At 57.8% G+C, this 18,519-nt stretch carries 11 protein-coding genes; 7 read left to right on the top strand and 4 right to left on the bottom strand.

The annotated features are described in order from the left end of the window. Positions 1-16: 16 nt before the first annotated feature. Complete coding sequence (gene lptG / locus LLF79_RS11485; protein ID WP_008501437.1) at positions 17-1,099, bottom strand: LPS export ABC transporter permease LptG; 1,083 nt, start codon at positions 1,097-1,099, stop codon at positions 17-19. After that, on the bottom strand, positions 1,099-2,199 hold the full coding sequence (lptF, locus tag LLF79_RS11480) for an LPS export ABC transporter permease LptF (protein WP_021242268.1): 1,101 nt from the start codon (positions 2,197-2,199) through the stop codon (positions 1,099-1,101). Before lptF ends, lptG begins: the two co-directional genes overlap by 1 nt. A gap of 266 nt (positions 2,200-2,465) precedes the next feature. Here lptF and pepA point away from each other — a divergent pair, with 266 nt between their 5' ends. The 5 genes from pepA to LLF79_RS11455 all read left to right on the top strand — a co-directional run bounded on the left by pepA (position 2,466) and on the right by LLF79_RS11455 (position 9,125). Further along, positions 2,466-3,977: a leucyl aminopeptidase gene (gene pepA / locus LLF79_RS11475; protein ID WP_008501434.1), complete on the top strand. Its 1,512-nt coding sequence runs from the start codon at positions 2,466-2,468 to the stop codon at positions 3,975-3,977. 119 nt (positions 3,978-4,096) lie between these two features. Next, positions 4,097-4,540, top strand: a complete 444-nt coding sequence (gene holC, locus LLF79_RS11470; RefSeq protein WP_008502815.1) for a DNA polymerase III subunit chi — start codon at positions 4,097-4,099, stop codon at positions 4,538-4,540. Next, positions 4,540-7,395: a valine--tRNA ligase gene (locus tag LLF79_RS11465; RefSeq protein WP_023294670.1), complete on the top strand. Its 2,856-nt coding sequence runs from the start codon at positions 4,540-4,542 to the stop codon at positions 7,393-7,395. The genes holC and LLF79_RS11465 overlap by 1 nt, the downstream gene beginning before the upstream one ends. 123 nt (positions 7,396-7,518) lie before the next feature. Beyond that, entirely contained in the window at positions 7,519-8,022 is a 504-nt protein-coding gene (locus tag LLF79_RS11460) for a GNAT family N-acetyltransferase (RefSeq protein WP_206804923.1), read from the top strand. Positions 8,023-8,105: 83 nt separating this feature from the next. Further along, the gene (locus tag LLF79_RS11455) at positions 8,106-9,125 is read left to right on the top strand and encodes an NAD(P)-dependent alcohol dehydrogenase (RefSeq protein ID WP_227879550.1); all 1,020 of its coding nucleotides are present in this window, start codon (positions 8,106-8,108) and stop codon (positions 9,123-9,125) included. 43 nt (positions 9,126-9,168) lie between these two features. On the opposite strand, the gene LLF79_RS11450 is transcribed toward LLF79_RS11455, so the two are convergent. Continuing rightward, positions 9,169-10,809: a dihydroxyacetone kinase subunit DhaK gene (locus tag LLF79_RS11450; protein ID WP_206804925.1), complete on the bottom strand. Its 1,641-nt coding sequence runs from the start codon at positions 10,807-10,809 to the stop codon at positions 9,169-9,171. A 137-nt stretch (positions 10,810-10,946) separates the two neighbouring features. Between LLF79_RS11450 and LLF79_RS11445 the strand changes: the two genes are divergently transcribed. Further along, entirely contained in the window at positions 10,947-12,449 is a 1,503-nt protein-coding gene (locus tag LLF79_RS11445; protein ID WP_008502820.1) for a helicase HerA-like C-terminal domain-containing protein, read from the top strand. Here LLF79_RS11445 and LLF79_RS11440 read toward each other — a convergent pair. Next, positions 12,429-13,370 carry a TIGR01212 family radical SAM protein gene (locus LLF79_RS11440; protein ID WP_139963887.1) on the bottom strand — a complete coding sequence of 314 codons (942 nt, stop codon included), beginning with the start codon at positions 13,368-13,370 and terminating at the stop codon, positions 12,429-12,431. The two genes, LLF79_RS11445 and LLF79_RS11440, sit on opposite strands and share 21 nt — an antisense overlap. A gap of 687 nt (positions 13,371-14,057) precedes the next feature. Between LLF79_RS11440 and gltB the strand changes: the two genes are divergently transcribed. Continuing rightward, complete coding sequence (gene gltB, locus LLF79_RS11435) at positions 14,058-18,518, top strand: glutamate synthase large subunit (RefSeq protein WP_021242273.1); 4,461 nt, start codon at positions 14,058-14,060, stop codon at positions 18,516-18,518. Position 18,519 lies beyond the last annotated feature (1 nt).

Below are 18,519 nucleotides of genomic sequence, written 5' to 3'. Positions count from 1 at the left end.
AGCGAGGCGAGATCAATCAGGAGCGTTTCAACAGCAGCCAGAGACTGATCAGGAGGAAGCTGGCGCTTGGCAGCAGCGCACCGATAATCGGCGGAATGCCATAAACCAGCGTCAGCGGACCGAAGATCTGATCGAGCACGTAGAACACAAAGCCGAAGCTGATGCCGGTCACGACGCGGACCCCCATCGGCACGCTGCGCAACGGGCCGAAGATAAACGACAGCGCCATCAGCATCATTACCGCCACGGACATCGGCTGGAAGATTTTGCTCCACATGTTGAGCTGATAGCGTCCCGCATCCTGTCCGCTCGACTTCAGGTATTTCACATAGTTGTGCAAACCGCTGATGGAGAGCGCGTCAGGATCCAGCGCCACGACGCCGAGCTTATCGGGCGTCAGGTTGGTTTTCCACGTACCGGTTACCGTCTGAGAACCCGTAATCTGTTTCGGATCGGTCAGGTCAGATTCATCAACCTGGGACAACCGCCACTGCTTATGTTCGGCGTCAAACTTCGCCGAAGAGGCGTGGCGAACGGACTGCAGACGGCGCTGGTCATCGAAAGCGTAGATGCTCACTCCGCCCAGTTCATCATTCCCCTTCACCCGTTCGATGTAGACGAAGTTTTTACCGTCTTTCGCCCATAAACCTTGCTGAGTCGAGAGCAGTGAGCCGCCGTACATCGCCTGAGCACGGTAGTTACGCGCCATCTGTTCGCCCTGCGGCGCGACCCACTCGCCAATCGCCATGGTCAACAGCACCAGTGGGATGGCGGTTTTCATTACCGACAGCGCGACCTGCATACGGGTAAAACCCGAAGCCTGCATAACGACCAGCTCACTGCGCTGCGCCAGCATCCCCAGCCCCAGCAGCGCCCCCAGCAGGGCCGCCATCGGGAAGAAGATCTGCACATCTTTCGGCACGCTGAGCAGGGTATACATCCCCGCGCCCAGCGCGTCATAGCTCCCCTGCCCGGCTTTTTTCAGCTGATCGACAAATTTGATAATGCCGGAGAGGGACACCAGCATGAACAACGTCATCATGATGGTGGTAAAAATGGTTTTACCGATATAGCGATCAAGAACGCCAAACGCCTGCATTAGATGGCTCCTTTACGCGAGAATCGGGCACGTATGCGGCGCACAGGCACCGTATCCCACAGGTTTAACCCCAGCGCCAGTAAGATGTACAGGCTGTTAACGAACCATGTCCAGACCATTGGGTCCAGCTTACCCTTCGCGCCGTTGGAACGAATCGAGGTTTGCAGCAGGAAATAGATCAGGTAAAGCAGCATCGCTGGCAGCATAGAGAGCACGCGTCCCTGACGCGGGTTCACCACGCTCAGCGGAACGACAATCAGCGCCATCATAAACACGGTGAAGACAAGCGTAATACGCCAGTGGAACTCAGCACGCGCTCGGTTGGTATCGGTATTCCAGAGGGTACGCATGTCCATTTGCTCGGTATCCGTTGGGTCGAGCGCCACGGTCTGATGACCGATAATGGCCTGATAGTTCTGGAAATCCGTAATGCGGAAGTCACGCAGCATCGCGGTGCCTTCGAAACGGGTGCCTTTGTTCAGCGTCACGACCTGAGAACCATCTTTGCGCTGAGCAAGCTGACCGGAGTCGGCAACCACCACAGAAGGACGCGCGTTACCTTTAGGACGCAGCTGCGCCAGGAAGACATCGTTGAATTTGCTGCCGTCAACGCTCTCAATAAACAGCACGGAGTTCCCGTCGGTTGCCTGCTGGAACTGCCCCTGGGCTAACGCCGCCATGCCGGGGTTGGCTTTCGCTTCGGCCAGCACTTCGTCCTGATGGCGAGAAGACAGAGGACCCGCCCACATCACATTCACCGCCGCAACGATCCCCGTGAACAGCGCCAGTATCATGGCGGCTTTGACCAGCACCGCTTTGCTCAGGCCACAGGCATGCATCACCGTGATTTCACTCTCGGTGTAGAGTTTCCCAAGCGTCATGAGCAGGCCAAGGAAAAGACTTAGCGGCAGGATAAGCTGCGCCATTTCCGGGATCCCTAAACCAAGCAGGGAAAGCACCAGATTTGTTGGAATTTCGCCGTCAACGGCCGCACCGAGGATCTTAACCAGCTTCTGACAGAAAAAAATCAGCAGCAGGATGAAGAGGATCGCCAGTTGGCTTTTGAGCGTCTCCCGCACCAGATATCTTATGATTATCACTTTAAATACGCCCGTAAAAACCCGTCTCTTTGCTGGAAAATCGCTTGTTTCATGGCTTAAACGTCATTTATTCTCTTGAGTCGTCGAAATCATCGCTAAGATTAAAACATCCGGCGGATTCACGCTTCAGGACTTTTTCTGACGTGTCGAAACCGTAGTAACGTAAGATTAACACGAAGTCACCACAACAGCGGACATGAGTTACGAAAGGTTTCAATTCTATCCGTAGCCGCCGCCGTTGTCTTTAAGATTCAGGAGCGTAGTGCATGGAGTTCAGTGTAAAAAGCGGTAGCCCGGAGAAACAGCGGAGTGCCTGCATCGTTGTGGGCGTCTTTGAACCACGCCGACTCTCCCCGATCGCCGAACAACTCGATAAAATCAGTGACGGCTATATTAGCGCCCTGCTGCGCCGTGGCGAACTGGAAGGCAAACCTGGGCAGACGCTGTTACTGCACCATGTTCCGAACGTACTGTCAGAGCGCATTCTGCTGATTGGCTGCGGCAAAGAACGCGAGCTGGATGAACGTCAGTACAAGCAGGTGATTCAGAAAACCATCAATACGCTGAATGATACCGGTTCAATGGAAGCCGTCTGCTTCCTGACCGAGCTGCACGTTAAAGGGCGTAACACCTACTGGAAAGTGCGTCAGGCAGTCGAAACGGCAAAAGAGAGTCTGTACAGCTTCGATCAGCTGAAGACCAATAAAAGCGAGCCGCGTCGTCCGCTGCGTAAAATGGTCTTTAACGTGCCAACCCGTCGCGAGCTGACCAGCGGCGAGCGCGCCATTCAGCACGGTCTGGCGATTGCCGCCGGTATTAAAGCGGCAAAAGATCTCGGCAACATGCCGCCGAACATCTGTAACGCCGCTTACCTCGCCTCTCAGGCGCGCCAGCTGGCCGACGCCTACAGCAAAAACGTGATTACCCGCGTCATCGGCGAACAGCAGATGAAAGAGCTGGGAATGCACTCTTACCTGGCGGTCGGTAACGGCTCGCAGAACGAATCCCTGATGTCGGTCATCGAGTACAAGGGCAACCCGGCCGAAGACGCGCGCCCTGTCGTGCTGGTCGGTAAAGGCCTGACCTTCGATTCCGGCGGTATCTCCATCAAGCCTGCGGAAGGCATGGACGAGATGAAATACGACATGTGCGGCGCGGCGGCGGTTTACGGCGTCATGCGCATGGTCGCGGAGCTTCAATTGCCCATCAACGTGATCGGCGTCCTGGCGGGCTGCGAAAACATGCCCGGCGGTCGCGCGTATCGCCCGGGTGACGTCCTGACCACCATGTCCGGCCAGACGGTAGAAGTGCTGAACACCGACGCCGAAGGCCGTCTGGTACTTTGTGACGTGCTGACCTACGTTGAGCGCTTCGAGCCAGAAGCGGTCATTGACGTCGCCACGCTCACCGGCGCCTGTGTGATTGCGCTGGGCCACCACATTACCGGCCTGATGTCGAACCATAATCCGCTGGCGCACGAGCTGATTAGCGCCTCGGAGCAGGCCGGTGACCGCGCATGGCGTCTGCCGCTGGGTGACGAATATCAGGAGCAGCTGGAGTCTAACTTCGCGGATATGGCGAACATCGGCGGACGTCCTGGCGGGGCGATCACCGCGGGCTGCTTCCTGGCGCGCTTCACCCGCAAGTACAACTGGGCGCACCTGGATATCGCAGGTACCGCATGGCGCTCCGGTAAGGCCAAAGGCGCAACCGGTCGTCCGGTAGCGTTGCTGTCGCAGTTCCTGCTCAACCGTGCGGGTTTTAACGGCGACGAGTGATATAAAGTGCCGGGTGGCGGCTTCGCCTTACCCGGCCTACAACGTCATTCAACCGTAGGCCGGGTAAGCGTAGCGCCACCCGGCTTTGCATTTGAATCCAAAACTAAGAAGCCCCATATATGAAGAATGCAACGTTCTACCTTCTGGACAACGACACCCATCAGGATGGACTCAGCGCCGTCGAACAGCTGGTGTGTGAAATTGCCGCAGAACGTTGGCGCGCAGGCAAACGCGTGTTGATAGCCTGTGAAGATGAGCAGCAGGCGATTCGTCTCGATGAAGCGCTGTGGGCCCGCCCGCCGGAGAGCTTTGTTCCGCATAACCTGTCAGGCGAAGGGCCACGCGGCGGGGCGCCGGTGGAAATTGCCTGGCCGCAAAAGCGCAACAGCAGCGCGCGCGACATTCTGATTAGCCTGCGGATAGATTTTGCAGATTTTGCCACCGCTTTCACAGAAGTGGTAGACTTTGTCCCTTACGAAGAATCCTTGAAACAACTGGCGCGCGAACGCTATAAAGCGTACCGCCTGGCTGGTTTTAACCTGAATACGGCAACCTGGAAATAATGGAAAAGACATATAACCCACGCGATATCGAACAGCCGCTTTACGAGCACTGGGAACAGCAGGGCTATTTCAAGCCTAACGGCGACGAAAGCAAAGAGTCCTTCTGCATCATGATCCCGCCGCCGAACGTCACCGGCAGTTTGCATATGGGTCATGCTTTCCAGCAGACCATCATGGACACCATGATCCGCTACCAGCGCATGCAGGGCAAAAACACCCTGTGGCAGGCGGGGACTGACCACGCGGGTATCGCGACCCAGATGGTGGTTGAGCGTAAAATTGCCGCTGAAGAAGGGAAAACCCGCCACGACTACGGTCGCGACGCGTTCATCGACAAAATCTGGCAGTGGAAAGCGGAATCTGGCGGCACCATTACCCGTCAGATGCGCCGTCTCGGCAACTCCGTGGACTGGGAGCGCGAGCGCTTCACCATGGATGAAGGCCTTTCCAACGCCGTGAAAGAAGTCTTCGTCCGCCTGTATAAAGAAGACCTGATTTACCGCGGCAAGCGCCTGGTTAACTGGGATCCAAAACTGCGCACCGCGATTTCCGATCTGGAAGTGGAAAACCGCGAGTCTAAAGGCTCCATGTGGCACATCCGCTATCCGCTGGCCGACGGCGCAAAAACCGCTGACGGTAAAGATTACCTGGTGGTCGCGACCACCCGTCCGGAAACCCTGCTGGGCGATACCGGCGTGGCCGTTAACCCGGAAGATCCGCGTTATAAAGATCTGATTGGCAAATTCGTGGTGCTGCCGCTGGTAAACCGCCGTATTCCGATTGTGGGCGACGAACACGCCGACATGGAAAAAGGCACCGGCTGCGTGAAAATCACCCCGGCGCACGACTTCAACGACTATGAAGTGGGTCGTCGTCACGCCCTGCCGATGATCAACATTCTGACCTTCGACGGCGATATCCGCGAAAGCGCAGAAGTGTACGACACCAAAGGCAACGAATCCGACGTCTATTCCAGCGACATCCCGGCCGAGTTCCAGAAGCTGGAACGCTTTGCCGCGCGTAAAGCCATCGTGGCTGCTGTTGACGCACTCGGCCTGCTGGAAGAGATCAAGCCTCACGATCTGACCGTGCCGTACGGCGACCGTGGCGGCGTGGTTATCGAGCCAATGCTGACCGACCAGTGGTACGTGCGTGCCGACGTGCTGGCGAAACCGGCTGTTGAAGCGGTTGAGAACGGCAGCATTCAGTTCGTGCCGAAGCAGTACGAAAACATGTACTTCTCCTGGATGCGCGATATTCAGGACTGGTGTATCTCCCGTCAGCTGTGGTGGGGTCACCGTATCCCGGCATGGTACGACAACGAAGGCAACGTGTACGTTGGCCGCAGCGAAGATGAAGTGCGCCAGGAAAACAACCTGAGCGCTGACGTTGCCCTGCGTCAGGACGAAGACGTGCTGGATACCTGGTTCTCCTCCGCGCTGTGGACCTTCTCCACCCTCGGCTGGCCAGAAAACACCGACGCGCTGCGTCAGTTCCACCCAACCAGCGTGATGGTGTCCGGCTTCGACATTATCTTCTTCTGGATTGCCCGCATGATCATGATGACCATGCACTTCATCAAAGACGAAGACGGCAAGCCGCAGGTTCCGTTCCATACCGTCTACATGACCGGTCTGATCCGCGACGACGAAGGCCAGAAGATGTCCAAATCCAAGGGTAACGTCATTGACCCGCTGGATATGGTTGACGGTATTTCTCTGGAAGAGCTGCTGGAAAAACGCACCGGCAACATGATGCAGCCTCAGCTGGCGGAGAAAATCCGCAAGCGCACCGAGAAACAGTTCCCGAACGGGATTGAGGCTCACGGTACCGACGCCCTGCGCTTCACCCTGGCAGCGCTGGCCTCGACCGGCCGTGACATCAACTGGGACATGAAGCGTCTGGAAGGTTACCGTAACTTCTGTAACAAGCTGTGGAACGCCAGCCGCTTCGTGCTGATGAACACCGAAGATCAGGATTGCGGCTTCAACGGCGGCGAGATGACCCTCTCCCTGGCCGACCGCTGGATCCTGGCGGAATTCAACCAGACCGTGAAAGCGTTCCGCGAGGCGCTGGACAGCTACCGCTTCGATATCGCGGCGGGCATTCTGTATGAATTCACCTGGAACCAGTTCTGTGACTGGTATCTGGAGCTGGCGAAGCCGGTGATGAACGGCGGCACTGAGGCGGAACTGCGCGGCACGCGCAACACGCTGATTACCGTTCTGGAAGGCCTGCTGCGCCTGGCGCATCCGGTTATTCCATTCATCACCGAGACCATCTGGCAGCGCGTGAAGGTGATTGCAGGGATCAACGCCGACACCATCATGCTGCAGCCGTTCCCGGCATTCGATGCGGCTAAGGTTGATGAAGCGGCGTCTGCGGATACCGAGTGGCTGAAGCAGGCGATCGTGGCGGTACGTAACATTCGTGCTGAAATGAACATCGCGCCGGGCAAACCGCTGGAGCTGCTGCTGCGCGGCTGTAGCGAAGCGGCCGTTCGTCGCGTCACCGAGAACAACACCTTCCTGAAAACCATGGCGCGTCTGGAAAGCATCACCGTGCTGCCTGCTGATGACAAAGGTCCGGTTTCCGTGACCAAAATCATCGACGGCGCCGAGCTGCTGATCCCGATGGCGGGTCTGATCGACAAAGACGCTGAGCTGGCTCGTCTGGCGAAAGAAGTGGCGAAAGTCGACGTGGAAATTGGCAAAATCGAAAGCAAGCTGGCGAACGAAGGCTTTGTTGCCCGCGCGCCGGAAGCGGTCATCGCGAAAGAGCGTGAGCGTCTGGTTGCCTTCGCCGATGCGAAGACCAAGCTGATTGAGCAGCAGGCGGTTATCGCTGCCCTGTAATGCTTTTACCCCTTACGCTTCAGGGCGTAAGGGGTAACCTTCCTGAAAACTCCTCGCTTGCACTCCCCTTTCTGCGGTGCTATTAACAGCAGTTATGTGTCAATTTTTGTAATGAGTAATGCTATGAGCGTGATTACCCCCGTCGCGACGACGATGCGCCGGATCGCTGAGCAGGATAACCCGGCTATCGCCGCCGTTATTCGCACCGTTTCTGCCGAATATGGCCTGACGGCTGACAAAGGCTACACGGTTGCCGACCCGAATCTGGACGCGCTTTTCCAGCTCTACAGCCAGCCTGGTCATGCCTACTGGGTCATCGAGCAGAACGGTCAGGTCGTGGGCGGCGGCGGCGTGGCACCCCTCAGCTGCAGCGAGCCGCATATCTGCGAACTGCAGAAAATGTATTTCCTGCCAACGGCACGCGGACAAGGACTGGCAAAAAAGCTGGCGCTGATGGCGCTGGACCACGCGCGCAAGCAGGGTTTTACCCGCTGCTACCTTGAAACGACCGCCTTCCTCAAAGAGGCCATCGGCCTGTATGAACATCTGGGCTTTGAGCATATCGATGCGCCGCTGGGCTGTACCGGCCACGTTGATTGCGAAGTCAGAATGCTGAAAAGTCTGTAACTTTCGTTCCTGCCCTCTTCTGTTAAGCGGCTGTAAACTGAATGCTCTACACTCTCAGTTCACACCACAACGGGGGAAACACGATGTCGAAGATAAAAAGCTACGCCGCACCGCAGGCGGGTGCAGAACTTGAGCTGTACGAGTACGATGCGGGCGAACTAAAAGCAGAAGACGTCGAAGTACAGGTTGATTACTGCGGGATCTGCCACTCGGATCTCTCGATGATCGACAACGAATGGGGCTTCTCCAGCTATCCGCTGGTTGCCGGGCACGAAGTTACTGGCCGCGTCGTGGCGCTCGGTAGCGCCGCGCAGGACAAAGGGCTCAAAGTGGGCCAGCGCGTGGGCATTGGCTGGACGGCACGCAGCTGTGGTCACTGCGATGCCTGTATCAGCGGCAATCAAATCAACTGCCTCGAAGGCGCTGTTCCCACCATTCTCAACAAAGGCGGTTTTGCCGATAAACTGCGCGCCGACTGGCAATGGGTCATCCCGCTGCCGGACAGCATTGATATCGAATCCGCCGGTCCGCTGCTGTGTGGCGGCATCACCGTCTTCAAGCCGCTGCTGATGCACCATATCACCGCCACCAGCCGCGTCGGCGTCATCGGTATCGGCGGACTGGGGCATATTGCCATTAAGCTGCTGCACGCGATGGGCTGTGAAGTCACGGCGTTCAGCTCGAACCCGGCGAAAGAGAAAGAAGTGCTGGCAATGGGGGCGGATAAAGTGGTGAACAGCCGCGATCCGCAGGCGCTGAACGCGCTGGCGGGCCAGTTTGACCTGATCATCAACACCGTTAACGTGGATCTCGACTGGCAGCCGTACTTTGAAGCGCTGGCCTACGGCGGTAACTTCCACACCGTGGGTGCGGTAATGAAGCCGCTGCCGGTTCCGGCATTTACCCTGATCGGCGGGGATCGCAGCATCTCAGGTTCTGCAACCGGTACGCCTTACGAGCTGCGCAAACTGATGAAATTCGCCGGACGCACCAAAGTGGCGCCGACCACCGAACTGTATCCGATGTCAAAAATCAACGAAGCGATCCAGCACGTGCGCGACGGCAAAGCCCGCTACCGCGTGGTGCTGAAAGCAGATTTCTGATGTGAGTTTGCCGGGTGGCGGCTTCGCCTTACCCGGCCTACTTTCACTGCTGCGCCAATACGTTAAATACTTCCGCTACCGCGACCGCTCCCGGATCCATCACCCCATCCAGGTTCTCTTTATTGACATACGACGCGCGTCCCGCGCCGGCTTTCGCCATTTTCGACGTTGCTTCTGCGCCCTGCTGCGCGGCCTGCGCTGCCGCCTGAATATTGCCTTTCTGTAACGCCTCCAGCGCCGGTTGCAGCGCATCGATCAGCGTGCGATCGCCAAGATCCGCTCCGCCGTACTGCTTCATCTGCGCAAGTCCACTGAGCAAGGCCTCCGGGAGCGTCTGACCATCGTGAAGCTTTTGCCCGGCCGCGGTGAAGAAGATCGACATCAGCACGCCGCTCGACCCGCCCATTACCGTAGCCAGCCGCTCGCCAACCAGTAACAGCAGCTTAGGCACGTCATTAAGCGGGAGCGCGTTCTCCTCCAGGCGCTGCGCAATATCCCGCGCCCCTTGCGCAAAGGTAGAGCCGGTATCGCCATCCCCCACTTTAGCATCCAGCGCGTTCAGGCGGTTTTCGAGCTGGAGCAGCGTTGTCGACACGGAGGAGACAAACGCACGCACCTGTGGATTGTCAGAGGGGGTATACTCCACACGGTCATGAATGGCGCTATGCGCCACGGTACGCAGTGGCGCAAACGCCACGGGCTTCTGCCAGCCCAGCGTCTCGACATCAGCGTGAATCGCCTTTTCGAAGAAATCAGTGAGCTTCAGCAGCGTCAGCGAAAAGCCTTTCATATCCAGCGCGCTGACCAGCGGCGCTGGGCCAATCAGGTACGCGATGTTCTCTTTCAGCGCCGAGTGCGCCAGCTCTTTGGTCAGCAGCGCCATCTCCAGCGCCGATACGCCGCCAAGATTGTTAATCAATACCGCAAAACGCCCCTCGCCCGCCTGCGCGCGTAACGGCGTCACCAGGGTGTCGATAATGGCTTTGCTGTTTTGCGTATCCACCACGGAAGCCCCGGGCTCGCCGTGAATGCCCAGGCCCAACTCGACATGGCCTTGCTTAATGCGCCCCTCTTCATCGTCGCTGCCCGGCAGGTTGCACGTTTGCATCGCTACGCCCAGGCTCCAGAGGTTATCGCAGGCCTGTTGCGCAATATCCCGCACCTCGCTCAGGGATTTCCCCTGTTCCGCCGCATAGCCCGCAATCTTGTGCACCAGTGCCGTGCCGGCAATACCGCGCGGCTGCTTGTTATCCGGCAGCGCGATATCGTCCGCCACAATCACCATCTCCACCTTCAGGCCGTAGCGTTTGGCCTTTTCAGCGGCCAGGCCGAAGTTCAGGCGGTCGCCGGTGTAGTTTTTGACGATCAGCAGACAGCCGCGATCGCCCGTGACCGCGACGATGGCATTCAGTACCGCATCCACGCTCGGCGAGGCAAACAGCTCGCCGCACACAGCCGCCGTCAGCATCCCTTTCCCAACAAACCCGGCGTGTGCGGGTTCATGGCCTGAGCCGCCGCCGGAAATTACCGCCACGCGGCTTTTATCCCAGTCGCCGCGCGCGACGATCCTGATGGCCGGATCGATATCAAGCTTGACGAGATTGGCATGTGGCGCAGAGAGCAGTATGCCTTCAATGGCATCGTTGACCAGCTGTTTGCGATCGTTAAAGAAGAATCTGGACATAGTTTCCCACTATTTTGTGAACCGTATGCAAAAGCATAGTCCGCGCTGGATAATGCGCCGCAAAGTCAGCAATTTACTCAGCCGTTTTACCGTCAGGTTGCCTATACTCCACCCAGGACTACGAGAGGAAGCGCATCATGAGTACACCATTGTTAATTGCCCGGACGCTGGAAAAAGAGCTCTATTTACTGCCCGCGATGGCGAACCGCCACGGTCTGATCACCGGTGCGACCGGGACGGGGAAAACGGTCACCCTGCAAAAGCTGGCGGAGTCGCTTTCAGAGATTGGCGTACCGGTCTTTATGGCTGACGTAAAAGGCGATTTAACCGGTGTGGCTCAGGAGGGTACCGCCTCTGAAAAACTGCTCGAACGGCTGAAAAATATTGGCATCACGGACTGGACGCCGCACGGTAACCCGGTGGTGGTATGGGACATCTTCGGTGAAAAAGGCCACCCGGTGCGCGCTACCGTCTCCGATCTCGGTCCCTTGCTGCTGGCCCGTTTGCTTAACCTCAACGACGTGCAGTCCGGCGTATTGAATATCATCTTCCGTATTGCCGATGACCAGGGGTTGCTGCTGCTTGATTTCAAAGATCTGCGCGCCATTACGCAGTACATCGGCGATAACGCCAAATCCTTCCAGAACCAGTACGGCAACATCAGCAGCGCCTCGGTGGGCGCAATTCAGCGTGGCCTACTGACGCTGGAGCAACAGGGTGCCGAGCACTTCTTCGGCGAGCCGATGCTGGATATCAAAGACTGGATGCGCACCGACAGCAGTGGCAAAGGCATTATCAATATCCTGAGCTCCGAAAAGCTCTACCAGATGCCGAAACTCTACGCCGCCAGCCTGCTGTGGATGCTCTCTGAACTTTACGAACAGCTGCCAGAGGCGGGCGACCTTGAGAAGCCGAAGCTGGTGTTCTTCTTTGATGAAGCGCACCTGCTGTTTAACGATGCACCGCAGGTGCTGCTGGACAAGATCGAGCAGGTTATCCGCCTGATCCGTTCCAAAGGCGTCGGCGTTTGGTTTGTCTCGCAAAACCCGTCGGATATCCCCGATAACGTACTGGGACAACTCGGTAACCGCGTACAGCACGCCCTGCGCGCCTTCACGCCGAAAGATCAAAAAGCGGTAAAAGCCGCCGCGCAAACCATGCGCGCCAATCCGGCCTTTGATACCGAAGCGGCGATTCAGGCGTTAGGCACCGGTGAAGCGCTGATCTCGTTCCTCGATGCGAAGGGCAGCCCGTCCGTAGTGGAACGCGCCATGGTCATTGCCCCTTGCTCGCGCATGGGGCCGGTGACCGACGATGAACGCAACGGCCTGATTAACCACTCACCGGTTTACGGGAAGTACGAAGACGAGGTGGATCGCGAATCTGCGTTCGAGATGCTGCAAAAAGGAGTCCAGGCGACAACGGAATCGCAGGATGCGCCTGCCGCTAAAGGGCAGTCTGTCGCCGTGGATGACGGCATTCTTGGTGGACTCAAAGACATCCTGTTCGGCAGCACCGGGCCGCGCGGCGGCAAACGCGACGGCGTAGTGCAGACCATGGCGAAAAGCGCCGCGCGACAGGTCACCAATCAGATCGTGCGCGGCATGCTGGGGAGTTTGTTAGGCGGCCGTCGCCGCTAGACGCGGAACCCACGGGCGGCCCAGCGCCGAACCCTGTACGCCGTTCTCCTGCAGGTAGCGGTCAATTTCCACCATCCCCGTCCAGCGGTTCTCACACCACAGCGGTGCCAGAAGCGTTGGACGGCGGGCGCTGGCCGAGATGCGGTGGTAGACAATCTCCGCTGGCGTGTGGCGAATCATCTCCCCCGCCGTCACCGTATAGTCCTCAAGCTCGATACCGCTTAACCGCCCGGCCTCCCAGGCTTTCGCCATAATGCTGCCCTTCACGATATGCAGCGGATGAAGCTTGATGCCGTCCACGCCGGTTTCAACGACTTTTTCCAGCGTTTCAAGGGCATGCTGTTGACCTTCGCCGGGCAGACCGACAATCAGATGTGAACAGACCTTCAGCCCGCGCTCGCGTGCCAGGCGCGTGGTGCGCTGGTAGCAGGCGAAATCATGGCCACGGTTGATACGGTGCAGCGTTTTGTCATGTGCGGTTTGCAAGCCCAGCTCCAGCCAGATCTCGTAGCCTTGTTCTTTGTACTCGCTGAGCAGGTCCAGCACCGCGTCCGGTACGCAGTCCGGGCGGGTTCCCACGCACAGCCCAACGATGTTGGCCTGGCTGACGGCCTGCTGATACATCGATCGCAATACCTGCACCTCCGCCCACGTGCTGGTGTAAGCCTGAAAATAGGCCAGATACTGCTTCGCACGGTTCACCAGGCTGGCCTGATGAGCAAGCTGTTCAGCGATAGAGTTATGTTGCTGTGCTTCATCGGCAAACGACGCGACGTTACAGAAGGTGCAGCCTCCGCGCCCGATGGTGCCGTCGCGATTCGGGCAGCTAAACCCGCCGTGCAGCGTCAGCTTATGAACCTTTTGCCCGTAGCGCTGCAAAAGATCCCCACCAAACATATTGACTAATTTCTGTAACTGCATAATCTGATAGACCGTCCCGGAGAAAGGGGACAAGCCTGCCATTTTTAGCCTCTGTCGGCGATGACCTGGATCAATCGCCCTGGACGGCCTTTATCTATATGAATAAATAATCAGGATTACTGCAATTTCATTCACGCCGCATGTGATTACTTTTCCTTATGTTCTGATTGTTTTTTTCATTTATAGCGCCATCACTGAAAAACAGTGTGTTTATGCGGGTTTGCGGCCAATGCCAGATTATTGTTCTGCTATAAAACCGCTATTCAGCACGCTACATGGATAATACCGCTTTCATATAGTGAGTCAGATCACACTCCGCTGCGCTCTTTCAGGGCATTCATTCAATGTAAAATTAGTTAAATAACCTTAAAATACAAACAGATAAACTCTCTTTAGCACATTTTTGTATAAATAAGATTGCCATTTGACCTGTGTACCAATTCCCGATAAGTTGGAAATCCGCTGGAAGCTTTCTGGATGAGCGGCCTGCTCATCATATTTATGCAGTAATTGAGATTCCCTCTGAAGCAAGTCCTCAAACTTGTTTACCTGCGCGAAAGGATGAAAAAGAGGGCGAATGCGAGGTCCGCGTATGAAACGCAAACCCCGTCGCCATGCTCTTTCTGTGCCTGTGCGCCACGGTAAAGTTCAGTGGGAAGCCCGACGAGCCTGGGGAGGTTCACTGATATGTTGTACGATAAATCCCTTGAGAAGGATAACTGTGGTTTCGGCCTGATCGCCCACATAGAAGGCGAACCTAGCCACAAGGTGGTGCGTACCGCTATTCACGCACTGGCCCGTATGCAGCACCGTGGCGCCATTCTTGCCGATGGTAAAACTGGCGACGGTTGCGGCCTGCTGCTGCAAAAACCGGATCGTTTCTTCCGCATCGTGGCGGAAGAGCGCGGCTGGCGTTTAGCCAAAAACTACGCTGTCGGCATGCTGTTCCTGAACCAGGATCCTGAAAAAGCTGCCGCCTCACGCCGCATCGTCGAAGAAGAACTTCAGCGTGAAACCCTGTCGATTGTCGGCTGGCGCGATGTGCCAACCAACGAAGGGGTGCTCGGTGAAATCGCCCTCTCCTCGCTGCCTCGTATTGAACAGATTTTCGTCAACGCGCCTGCGGGCTGGCGTCCGCGTGATATGGAACGCCGTCTGTTTATCGCCCGCCGCCGCATTGAAAAACGTCTCCAGGACGATAAAGAGTTCTACGTCTGTAGCCTCTCTAACCTGGTGAACATCTATAAAGGTCTGTGTATGCCGGCTGACCTGCCGCGCTTCTACCTGGACCTGGCGGACCTGCGTCTGGAATCGGCCATTTGCCTGTTCCACCAGCGCTTCTCCACCAACACCGTTCCACGCTGGCCGCTGGCGCAGCCGTTCCGCTACCTGGCACACAACGGTGAGATCAACACTATTACCGGTAACCGCCAGTGGGCCCGCGCCCGTACCTACAAGTTCCAGACGCCATTGATCCCTGACCTGCACGATGCCGCGCCGTTCGTGAACGAAACCGGCTCGGACTCCAGCTCGATGGATAACATGCTGGAACTGCTGCTGGCGGGCGGGATGGATATCGTGCGCGCCATGCGTCTGCTCGTGCCGCCGGCCTGGCAGAACAACCCGGATATGGACCCTGAGCTTCGCGCGTTCTTCGACTTTAACTCCATGCACATGGAGCCGTGGGACGGCCCGGCGGGCATCGTCATGTCCGACGGTCGTTTCGCTGCCTGTAACCTGGACCGTAACGGCCTGCGTCCGGCGCGCTACGTCATCACCAAAGATAAGCTCATCACCTGCGCCTCTGAAGTCGGCATCTGGGATTACCAGCCTGACGAAGTGGTCGAGAAAGGCCGCGTCGGTCCGGGCGAGCTGATGGTGATCGACACCCGCAGTGGACGCATCCTGCACTCCGCCGAAACCGACAACGATCTGAAGAGCCGCCATCCGTACAAAGAGTGGATGGAGAAAAACGTGCGTCGTCTGGTGCCGTTTGAAGATCTATCGGATGAAGAAGTGGGCAGCCGCGAGCTGGACGATGACACCCTCGCCAGCTACCAGAAGCAGTTTAACTACAGCGCGGAAGAGCTGGACTCCGTCATCCGCGTGCTCGGTGAGAACGGCCAGGAAGCGGTCGGCTCGATGGGTGACGATACCCCGTTTGCCGTGCTCTCCAGCCAGCCGCGCATCATTTACGACTACTTCCGCCAGCAGTTTGCGCAGGTCACCAACCCGCCAATCGATCCGCTGCGTGAAGCCCACGTGATGTCGCTGGCCACCAGCATCGGTCGCGAGATGAACGTCTTCTGCGAGGCCGAAGGCCAGGCGCACCGTCTGACCTTTAAATCGCCGATCCTGCTGTACTCCGATTTCAAACAGCTCACCACCATGAAAGAGGAGCACTATCGCGCCGACACGCTCGATATTACCTTCGACGTGAACGACGCGAGCCTCGAAGAGACGGTGAATGCGCTGTGCGACAAAGCCGAACAGATGGTGCGTAACGGTACCGTGCTGCTGGTATTGTCCGACCGCAACATCGCGAAAAACCGTCTGCCGGTGCCTGCACCAATGGCGGTGGGCGCTATCCAGACGCGTCTGGTGGATAAGAGCCTGCGCTGCGACGCCAACATCATTGTTGAAACCGCCAGCGCGCGCGACCCGCACCACTTTGCCGTGCTGTTAGGCTTTGGTGCGACGGCGATCTACCCGTACCTGGCCTATGAAACGCTGGCCCGTCTGGTGGATACTCGCGCGATCGACAAAGATTACCGCGCGGTGATGCTGAACTACCGTAACGGCATCAACAAAGGTCTGTACAAGATCATGTCCAAAATGGGCATCTCGACCATTGCCTCCTACCGCTGCTCGAAGCTGTTTGAAGCGGTCGGCCTGCACGATGAGGTCGCCAACCTTTGCTTCCAGGGCGTGGTCAGCCGCATCGGCGGCGCCGGTTTTGCTGACTTCCAGCAGGATCTGGTGAACCTGTCCAAGCGCGCCTGGCTGGCACGTAAGCCGCTGGATCAGGGCGGTCTGCTGAAATACGTTCACGGCGGCGAGTATCATGCCTACAACCCTGACGTGGTGCGCACGCTGCAGCAGGCGGTTCAGAGCGGCGAATACCGTGATTATCAGCAGTACGCTGAACTGGTGAACAACCGTCCGGCGGCGACGCTGCGCGACCTCATAGCCCTGAATCCGGGTGATGAAGCGGTCAGCATTGACGAAGTCGAACCGGCATCCGAACTGTTCAAACGCTTCGATACCGCGGCGATGTCCATCGGCGCGCTGAGCCCGGAAGCCCACGAGGCGCTGGCGGAAGCCATGAACAGCATCGGTGGCAACTCTAACTCCGGCGAAGGCGGTGAAGATCCTGCCCGTTACGGCACCAACAAGGTGTCCCGTATCAAGCAGGTGGCATCCGGCCGCTTTGGCGTGACGCCAGCGTACCTGGTCAACGCCGACGTGATTCAGATTAAAGTCGCTCAGGGTGCGAAACCGGGCGAAGGCGGTCAGCTGCCGGGTGATAAAGTTACCCCGTACATCGCCAAACTGCGCTACTCGGTACCGGGCGTGACGCTGATCTCTCCGCCGCCGCACCACGATATCTACTCTATCGAGGACCTGGCGCAGCTGATTTTCGACCTGAAGCAGGTCAACCCGAAAGCGATGATCTCCGTGAAGCTGGTTTCCGAACCGGGCGTCGGCACCATTGCCACCGGCGTGGCGAAGGCCTATGCGGACCTTATCACCATCGCCGGTTATGACGGTGGTACCGGCGCAAGCCCGCTCTCCTCCGTGAAATATGCGGGCTGCCCGTGGGAACTTGGCCTGGTGGAAACCCAGCAGGCGCTGGTGGCTAACGGTCTGCGTCACAAGATCCGTCTGCAGGTGGACGGTGGCCTGAAAACCGGCCTCGACATCATCAAGGCGGCGATTCTGGGTGCGGAAAGCTTCGGCTTCGGTACCGGCCCAATGGTTGCGCTCGGCTGTAAATACCTGCGTATTTGCCACCTGAACAACTGCGCAACCGGTGTTGCGACCCAGGACGAGAAGCTGCGTAAGAATCACTATCACGGTCTGCCGTTCAAAGTGACCAACTACTTTGACTTCATCGCCCGTGAAACCCGCGAGCTGATGGCGCAGCTGGGCGTGAAGCGCCTGGTAGACCTGATTGGCCGTACCGACCTGCTGAAAGAGCTGGAAGGCTTCACCGCCAAGCAGCAGAAGCTGGAGCTGTCTAAGCTGCTGGAAACCGCGCAGCCGCATCCTGGCAAAGCGGTCTACTGTACCGAGAACAACCCGCCGTTCGATAACGGCGTGCTGAACGCACAGCTGCTGCAACAGGCGAAGCCGTATGTGGACGACAAGCAGAGCAAAACGTTCTGGTTTGATATCCGCAACACCGACCGTTCCGTGGGAGCCTCCCTCTCCGGCTACATCGCGCAGACGCACGGTGACCAGGGGCTGGCAGCCGATCCGATTACCGCGCACTTCAGCGGTACTGCGGGTCAGAGCTTCGGCGTGTGGAACGCAGGCGGCGTTGAGCTGTACCTGACCGGCGATGCCAACGACTACGTCGGCAAAGGCATGGCGGGCGGTCTTCTGGCGGTACGTCCTCCGGTCGGCTCAGCCTTCCGCAGCCATGAAGCCAGCATTATCGGTAACACCTGCCTGTACGGCGCGACCGGCGGTCGTCTTTTTGCCGCGGGCCGTGCGGGCGAGCGTTTTGCGGTGCGTAACTCCGGTGCTATCACCGTGGTGGAAGGCATTGGCGATAACGGTTGTGAATACATGACGGGCGGGATTGTTTGCGTTCTGGGTAAAACCGGCGTGAACTTCGGCGCAGGCATGACGGGCGGTTTTGCCTACGTCCTGGATGAAGACGGTGAGTTCCGTAAACGCGTGAACCCTGAACTGGTAGAAGTGCTGGACGTTGACACGCTGGCCATTCACGAAGAACACCTGCGCGGTTTGATTACCGAACATGTGCAGCATACCGGTTCTTCGCGCGGCGAAGAGATCCTGGCGAACTGGCCGGCGTTCTCTGCGAAATTCGCGCTGGTTAAGCCGAAGTCCAGCGATGTTAAAGCCCTGTTGGGTCACCGTAGTCGTAGCGCAGCAGAGCTGCGCGTGCAGGCGCAGTAAG

It is taken from the genome of Enterobacter cloacae complex sp. 2021EL-01169 (genome assembly GCF_020733125.1).
GTDB classification, from domain to species: domain Bacteria; phylum Pseudomonadota; class Gammaproteobacteria; order Enterobacterales; family Enterobacteriaceae; genus Enterobacter; species Enterobacter roggenkampii.
This window is presented reverse-complemented; position numbering and strand designations above follow the sequence as displayed.

Excerpts from the sequence above, each read along its gene's own strand:
- lptG (WP_008501437.1), bottom strand. The coding sequence starts at position 1,099 with ATGCAGGCGTTTGGCGTTCTTGATCGCTATATCGGTAAAACCATTTTT.
- pepA (WP_008501434.1), top strand. The coding sequence starts at position 2,466 with ATGGAGTTCAGTGTAAAAAGCGGTAGCCCGGAGAAACAGCGGAGTGCC.
- holC (WP_008502815.1), top strand. The coding sequence starts at position 4,097 with ATGAAGAATGCAACGTTCTACCTTCTGGACAACGACACCCATCAGGAT.
- LLF79_RS11465 (WP_023294670.1), top strand. The coding sequence starts at position 4,540 with ATGGAAAAGACATATAACCCACGCGATATCGAACAGCCGCTTTACGAG.
- LLF79_RS11460 (WP_206804923.1), top strand. The coding sequence starts at position 7,519 with ATGAGCGTGATTACCCCCGTCGCGACGACGATGCGCCGGATCGCTGAG.
- LLF79_RS11455 (WP_227879550.1), top strand. The coding sequence starts at position 8,106 with ATGTCGAAGATAAAAAGCTACGCCGCACCGCAGGCGGGTGCAGAACTT.
- LLF79_RS11450 (WP_206804925.1), bottom strand. The coding sequence starts at position 10,809 with ATGTCCAGATTCTTCTTTAACGATCGCAAACAGCTGGTCAACGATGCC.
- LLF79_RS11445 (WP_008502820.1), top strand. The coding sequence starts at position 10,947 with ATGAGTACACCATTGTTAATTGCCCGGACGCTGGAAAAAGAGCTCTAT.
- LLF79_RS11440 (WP_139963887.1), bottom strand. The coding sequence starts at position 13,370 with ATGCAGTTACAGAAATTAGTCAATATGTTTGGTGGGGATCTTTTGCAG.
- gltB (WP_021242273.1), top strand. The coding sequence starts at position 14,058 with ATGTTGTACGATAAATCCCTTGAGAAGGATAACTGTGGTTTCGGCCTG.